The organism is Desertibaculum subflavum, assembly GCA_003576705.1.
Classification (GTDB): domain Bacteria; phylum Pseudomonadota; class Alphaproteobacteria; order Ferrovibrionales; family Ferrovibrionaceae; genus Desertibaculum; species Desertibaculum subflavum.
Map to the genome: position 1 here is coordinate 38,077 of QOZS01000047.1, position 6,381 is coordinate 44,457.

General features: G+C 68.3%; 6 protein-coding genes. 2 read left to right on the forward strand and 4 right to left on the reverse strand.

The window, feature by feature from the left end:
* Positions 1–31: 31 nt before the first annotated feature.
* Complete coding sequence (locus tag DT074_RS28180) at positions 32–1,033, reverse strand: FecR domain-containing protein (protein ID WP_368744824.1); 1,002 nt, start codon at positions 1,031–1,033, stop codon at positions 32–34.
* A gap of 208 nt (positions 1,034–1,241) precedes the next feature.
* On the opposite strand from DT074_RS28180, the gene DT074_RS28185 reads away from it, so the two are divergent.
* A complete protein-coding gene (locus tag DT074_RS28185; RefSeq protein WP_162915074.1) occupies positions 1,242–2,888 on the forward strand; it encodes a ShlB/FhaC/HecB family hemolysin secretion/activation protein in 1,647 nt (548 codons plus the stop codon).
* An 831-nt stretch (positions 2,889–3,719) separates the two neighbouring features.
* Here the strand turns inward: DT074_RS28185 and DT074_RS21195 are convergent.
* Positions 3,720–4,307: an NADH dehydrogenase ubiquinone Fe-S protein 4 gene (locus DT074_RS21195; RefSeq protein WP_119421863.1), complete on the reverse strand. Its 588-nt coding sequence runs from the start codon at positions 4,305–4,307 to the stop codon at positions 3,720–3,722.
* Positions 4,308–4,506: 199 nt separating this feature from the next.
* Positions 4,507–4,632, reverse strand: a complete 126-nt coding sequence (locus DT074_RS28570) for a hypothetical protein (RefSeq protein ID WP_368744822.1) — start codon at positions 4,630–4,632, stop codon at positions 4,507–4,509.
* A gap of 935 nt (positions 4,633–5,567) precedes the next feature.
* Between DT074_RS28570 and DT074_RS21200 the strand changes: the two genes are divergently transcribed.
* On the forward strand, positions 5,568–5,753 hold the full coding sequence (locus DT074_RS21200) for an SAM domain-containing protein (protein WP_119421866.1): 186 nt from the start codon (positions 5,568–5,570) through the stop codon (positions 5,751–5,753).
* Between the two features lie 182 nt (positions 5,754–5,935).
* Here DT074_RS21200 and DT074_RS21205 read toward each other — a convergent pair.
* Positions 5,936–6,381: DUF6692 family protein (locus tag DT074_RS21205; RefSeq protein ID WP_368744823.1), on the reverse strand; the 446-nt coding region annotated here is incomplete at its 5' end.

Here is a 6,381-nt window from a genome sequence, read left to right on the forward strand (position 1 = left end):
AACTCATGCCCCATCCGCGGCCGCACGCGCGCTAGTTGCCGTTGCCGCCATTGCCGTTGCCGCCGCCATTGCCGTTGCCGCCGGCATTGCCGTTGCCGCTGTTGCCGCCGGCGGGATTGTTGCGCCGTTCGCCGATAGCGATGGTCGACGCGCGGATCGGATCGGCAAGGCCGGAGCGGCCCTCGCCGCCGCCGCCCGCACCGGTAGCCCGGTTGCCGAACTGTCCGGCCGGGCCCGGCTGGACGGCGAGGTCGCCGGCGCCCTTGGCGGAGCCGGCATCATTCCCGTTGCCGGGCGAGGCGCGGAACTCCACCGCGCCGTTCGCGCCGGTGGCCGTGGCGTTGCCGACCAAGCCCTCCGTGGTCTTGCGCATGTCGGCCGGGGTCGGCTGGATCGGCTGGCCGACGGCGCCGCCGCCATTGGCCCGCTTCTCCGCCGCCGCGGACGCATTGGCATCGCCGCCTTGCCCTGCCTCTTGCGCTGCCTTCGCCGCCGGCTGCGGCGCGGTGTCGGCGGCGCCCTTCCGCTGTAGTAGCTCCACCTCCGCACCGGGCTTGCTCGAGATCGAGCCGGTCTGCCCCGGGCGGACCAGCACGGCGGTCCCGCTGCCGTCGAGGCGACCGAGCTGCACCGCTCCGTCGGTGACATGGATGGCGGCGCCGCCGCCGTTCACCGACACGGTGAATGTCGTGCCCTTGACCACCGCGGCGAGATACGGCGTGCGGACCTCGAACTGGCGGGCCGGATTCTTCTCCACCTGGAACAGCGCGGTGCCGAGCGTCTGCAGCAGCCGGTCGGCCAGCCCCGGACGCGCGCTCTGCTCAACCTTGAGTGCGCTGTCGGGCGAGATCGTCACGCGGTCGTTGTCGCGGCCGAGCACCACCCGTGCATCGCTGCCGGTCTTGATCTCGGCGCCGGCGGGGATGGTTACTCCGGTCACCAGCGGTTTGGCGGGCGCGCCCGGCATCTGCACGGTCGCCGGCCCGGTGGCCGTCTGCGCGGTCCAATCCGCCGCCGCGGCGGTGCCTGGCACAGCCAACCCGATCGCCGACCACAGAGCGGCCGCGATAACCAAGCGGGAAGCGTGCATAAAATTCTCCGATATTTGCCGGCGATGTTCCCGACCCTGCTCGCACCTGATTAAGATGCGGTGTGGAAAGTTGGTTAGCGGGATGAGAGGCGCAACAAGCTCCCGGCCCGGCAATTGCGCCCGCCTGCCCGGGCGTTCCCTTGTCCCCGCCATGCTCGGGGCGATCGCGATCCTTTCGGTGCCGCCGGCACAGGCGCAGCAGCAACCCGGCCGCGCCGGCGAGCCGGCGCGGATCGATGAGCGCATTCAACCGTTGCCGCGGCCGGCCGGCGCGCCGCCGCCGACCAGCGTGGCGCCGCCGCCGGAGGTGGCGCCCGATATCGGGCCGGCCTTCGTGCTCGCCGGCGTGGTGATCGAGGGCGCGACGATATTTCCGCCCGAGACCTTCGTGCCGCTATACGAGCTGCTGCTGGGCACCAGCATTCGGCGCGACGGCATTACCGCGCTGCTCGATGCCATCACCGAGAAATACCGCGCGGCCGGCTACGTATTGTCGCGCGCCGTCGCCCCGGTGCAGGACGTCTCGCTCGGCATCCTGCGCGTCCAGGTGCTGGAGGGCTATGTCGAGCGGGTCGTGTTCGAGGGCGCGCCCGGCGGCGCCGGGCTGCTCAAGGCCTATGCCGAGCGGATCCGGTCGGAACGGCCGCTCACCCTCGCAACCTTGGAGCGCTACCTGCTGTTGCTGGCCGACCTGCCGGGCATGAGCGTCTCCGCCGGCGTCGCGCCGATCGGCGAGATGGCGGCGGCGCATGAATTGCTGTTGCGGGTCGAGCGCGATCCGGCCGAGCTCTTCCTCGGCTTCGACAACCGCGGCACCGCCACCATCGGCCGTCATGTCGGCGAGGCGACGCTGTATCTCAACTCGCTGTTCGATGCCAACGAGGCGATCATGCTGCGCGGCATCACCGTGCCGGCGACCCCCTCAGAGCTGCGCTTCGGCGAAGTCAGGGCCCAGCTGCCGCTCGGCGACGACGGCTTCACCCTGACCATGGATGCCTGGCGCAGCGCCATCGCGACCGGCGGCCGGCTGAAGTCACTCGATCTCGACAGCGAGGAGAATCGCGTCGCGGTGGCCTTCGGCTATCCGCTGCGCCGCAGCCGCGCGCTGTCGCTGTATCTCGGCGCGCTGCTGGAATACCGCGACACCAGCCAGGATGCCGCCGGCGACCGCGTGTTCCAGGACCGCACCTGGGCGCTGCGGCTCGGCGCGCGGCTCTTCTTTGACGATGGCTGGGGCGGCAGCAATGCCGTCTATGCGACGCTGTCGCAGGGCCTCGGCCTTCCCGGGGCATCCGACAAGGGCGACGCGCGTCTGTCCCGCCTGGGCGGCGATCCGCAATTCACCAAGCTGGTGCTCGAGATGGTCCGGCGCCAGAAGATCTACGGGCCGCTCAACCTGCAGGGCTGGTTCTACGGCCAGGTGAGCGGCGATTCGCTGCTGTCGGGCGAGGAGTTCCGGCTCGGCGGCGGCATCTATGGCCGCGCCTATGACAGCTCCGAGGTGGTCGGCGAGCAGGGCGTCGCCGCCGCGCTGGAGCTGCAATACGACCTGACGGTCGCCGAGGCGGTCAGCGGCCTGCAGCTCTTCGCCTTCTACGATCATGGCGTGAGCTGGGACAGGGTGTCGGGCAGCGGCACGTTCCGCAACGCGCTGTCCTCCGCCGGCTTGGGCACGCGGTTCAGGCTGCTCGAGCGCCTGCAGGTGACCTTGGAAGCCGCCAAGCCGCTGAACCGCGATGTGATCGAAGAGGGCGACCGAAGCTGGCGCTTTTTCTTTTCCCTCGGCCTGACGTTCTGATCGCTGGTGCTGGAGGCGGCGAAGGGCGCACCGGCATGACCGCCACGCAGCGCCTCGCCCCGCTGGCGCTTCCGCTGGCGGCGACGGTCATCCTCGCCCGCTGAACGGAGCGACCGGTCCTTAGCCTACGTTGACGGATGCGCCCTCTACGTTCGCCTTGGGTGTTCTGATGGGCGCAATGGCCCGCAGAGTGGACGAAGCGCACCGCGGCGGACATCAGGCATCAGGGACGGAACGGGGTAAGCAGGGCGCTATTCCAAGTCGGGCCAGGGGATCAGCTATTTTTGGCGGAAGCGGCGTCCGCCCCCGCTCTCTGTTCGTTTGCTTCGAGACATGCCTCGAAGGGAGCTAGGGGCGTCGTTGCGGCCATCACGCGCGCCTCAAAGCGGCTCGGCTGTCGCTCTTAGCAGCGCTCTTGCTCCCTTCGGCAATGAGAGACCGCATGCGCTACTCCGCCTACCGTTCGGGCGTTCGCGAGGAGGGGGCGAGGCCGAGCTCAGCAAGAGCGCCAAGCAGTTGATTGGGATCGCATGGCTTACCGAGGAACTTCATGCCACCCTCATCCGAAACTCGGCGGCGAGCATCAGCTGTCACGGCCCCGCGAGAAATGCAGATTCCTCGAACGCACATATATGACGTCAATAGCGCCGGACAATATCGGTCCGCGTCAGGGACGGCGGCATCGCGAATCGTGCGGCGGAGCCATGCCGCACATCCCCCAGCGGCCTGAAAGCTTCGGACGCCCATGGCCCGTAGGCCATTGGTGCGCGCTGCCGGGCCGGGTTGCCTAAGGGGCGCGCGGCAACAAGTCAGAGGCGATCGTCTTCCGTGTCAGCCGCTGGCCGCGGATCGGGGGACCGGTGCCTGACCGAGCGCGACGATCATTGCCTTGCATTCCCCTTGCTGCTCCGGGTCCGGCTGAGGCTCGTCTACCGCCGGCACACCGCCATACCTCATCTCAAGCCAGGCGGCAGCAAGATGCGCTGAAAGAATGTCGGCAAAGGCGTGCTCGGCCAGGCTCTGGGTTCGCTGAACCGTCGTGGCGCCGGTCGCCTCGTCCTCGCCTTCGACCGCATAGCGGAGGCCCTGGCGTTCCGCATAGGCGATCGCGGCCTCGAGCGTCGGGAAGGTCAGTTCGACCTGATCCAGCGTGTCGTTGCTCGCGGTCCATCCCATCAGCGGTTCGATATGGCGCCGGCCGCGCGGCGCGAAAGTCAGGCGCCAACCTCTGCGGGCGTTACGCCGGCCGCCGGCGGCAAGCCGGTGCCAAGATGAAATGCGCGCCTCGGCATCGGCCGGAAATACCGACCGGCCGAAGGCCTGTGGCGGCGGCACGTTGCTGTTGGCCGGGACCAGCGGCGCGGCGGGTCCGACCGCGCCAACTTCCCCGGCCGCATATCGCTCGGCAAATGTCAGCATGGCAAGTGTCCTCGTGATGACGCGGCGCCATGGTCAGGACGGTCCGGTACCGGCGGGCCTGCAACAAGTGTGACCCAAACGGGCGGAGCCCAAAGTGCCGGCGTCCAGGCGATGAGCGCTGCGGCGGTCGCAGCGGCGATCAGCCAATAGGGGCCCGCGCCGCGCACCGCTGCGCGGCCACCCGGCGCGATGCCCTCGCTCATGGCGGTGCCGCGAAGTGGCTGATGGTGGCTGTCGCGTGCATCAGCAGATAGAACGCGAGGCCGGAGATGAGCATCGCACGCGTCGCCCGGCCCAGAAGGTCGAGGACCTCCTGCATGTCCATGATGCCTGATGGTCGAGTTGCGCAGGCGCCGGCTAAGACCAGGGGCGCGGCTTGCTCAGGGAAACCAGGGATCGCAGCGCACCAATACGTGTCACGGCCATATCCTCCTCGGAGCAACGTGGTCAGGACGGCCCGCCGCCCAGGGGCGGGCACCCCGCGCCGCGGGAGCCGGGCCAAGCTGCCCCAGCCCCTCGGCGGCGTTTTCAGTTGGTGGCGGTGATCAGAATTTCAAGAGGCGTGGGGCAGCGACGACGCCCCCTTCACTGGACCCGCAAGCTATCCGTCTTCGGTGCAGCAAAGAGCCGGTCATATTGCCCGCGCCAAGCTTCCGTCGCCGTCGCCGCTTGAACGGCCAAGAGTCGCCCCCAAGTTGATGGCCGCCGATTGACGCCATCTCTTGCGTCCGTCGGCGGCTTTAGTCGCCTTTGCCCCCGGAGGGTGTGCCGATGACCGCGCCCAATCCGTCTGAGCAGCCGACCCGCGGTGTTATGCTTTCGTCGGCGTTCCCAGAGCATACGGTGTCGAGGCCGGAAGCTCGGACCGAGTCGGCCGGCCGCCGAGGTTCACAGCAGGACGCGCGGCAGCTGAAGGCGCCGCCGCCGCTCTGGCCGAGGGCCTTCCCTGGCGCTCTAAGCACGGGCCGCTACGCTTGACTCTGCCGGGCACCTGGCCACTCCGACCGCCGCAAGTGGCATGAGGGCCGACGTCCGGTGCGGACGCGCCGCCTGACCCATAGCGGTCGTTCCGGCCGATCTCATTTGGCGTACATCCGGCTCGCCTTTGCCCATTGGATAATGGCCCGATTGGAGCATGATGTCGCAGCCAATTGAGCACAGGCGATGCCCTCGTGGCTGGCCGGTTGCGGTGTCGCGCCGTGAGGGACTAGGCGTTGCTGGTTATGCGCCTATGTCATGGATTAGAGGAAGGCCACGGATATTCGCGCCTGGCTCGACGATCACGATCTCGGACAATGCGCCGACGCGTTCGCGTCGAACCACATTGACGCGAAGTTCCTGCCTACTCTCACAGGCGACGATCTCAACGGCCAGTCCGAGCACAAGCGCGACCTATTTGAGGAGCAGTCTTGTCGGCTCTGTTGTGGCGAAGAAGGCGGTAGGTGATATCTCGCCGCTGCTCGATAAGGGCGCTACGGCATATAAAGAGATGTCGCCTCCATGGTCCAGCCTGCCGGCAGTCGGCACACAATCGAGCGACTCAGTCGCCTCGGCCACCGCCTCAGGTTTGTAGAGCCGACCGTCACATACCGCGGAATCGCTGCAAGCAGTCACTGCCCAGCAAATAGCTACGGCTTGTCGACGCAGCGATAATACCCGCGATAGCCCACTTTCAAGGCGTCGCCCACCTGAAATACCGAGTTCACTTCATGCAGTTGACCGTCGGCGGGCTGGCCCCCCGCCGGGCCCAGGGTCATGCGGATCGGCTCGGCCGAAAGCACCACTTCGTCGGTGGTCGATGCCGCCTGCAGCGCCACCAGGTGCCCGTTCAGCTTCACCACGCCCTTCGTAGCGCTGCCATCCCGGCCGGGCGCAAAGGCCAGAACAGGCTTGCCCGCGCTGGTATAGCGAAACTCGCAATGCTCCCCCGCGCCGAGCACGGCGCGGATCTCGGCACCGTTCATGGTGGCAGGGTCCAGCGTCGGGACATGGGCGCCGGCGAGTGCTTCTTCTGCCGACGCGATGCGCGGGACTTCCGGTGCATGGATCGCGTCCGTCGCGTCGTCCGCCGCCT

Coding starts and splice junctions, on each gene's coding strand:
- DT074_RS28185 (WP_162915074.1), top strand. CDS start 1,242: ATGCTCGGGGCGATCGCGATCCTTTCGGTGCCGCCGGCACAGGCGCAG.
- DT074_RS21195 (WP_119421863.1), bottom strand. CDS start 4,307: ATGCTGACATTTGCCGAGCGATATGCGGCCGGGGAAGTTGGCGCGGTC.
- DT074_RS28570 (WP_368744822.1), bottom strand. CDS start 4,632: ATGGACATGCAGGAGGTCCTCGACCTTCTGGGCCGGGCGACGCGTGCG.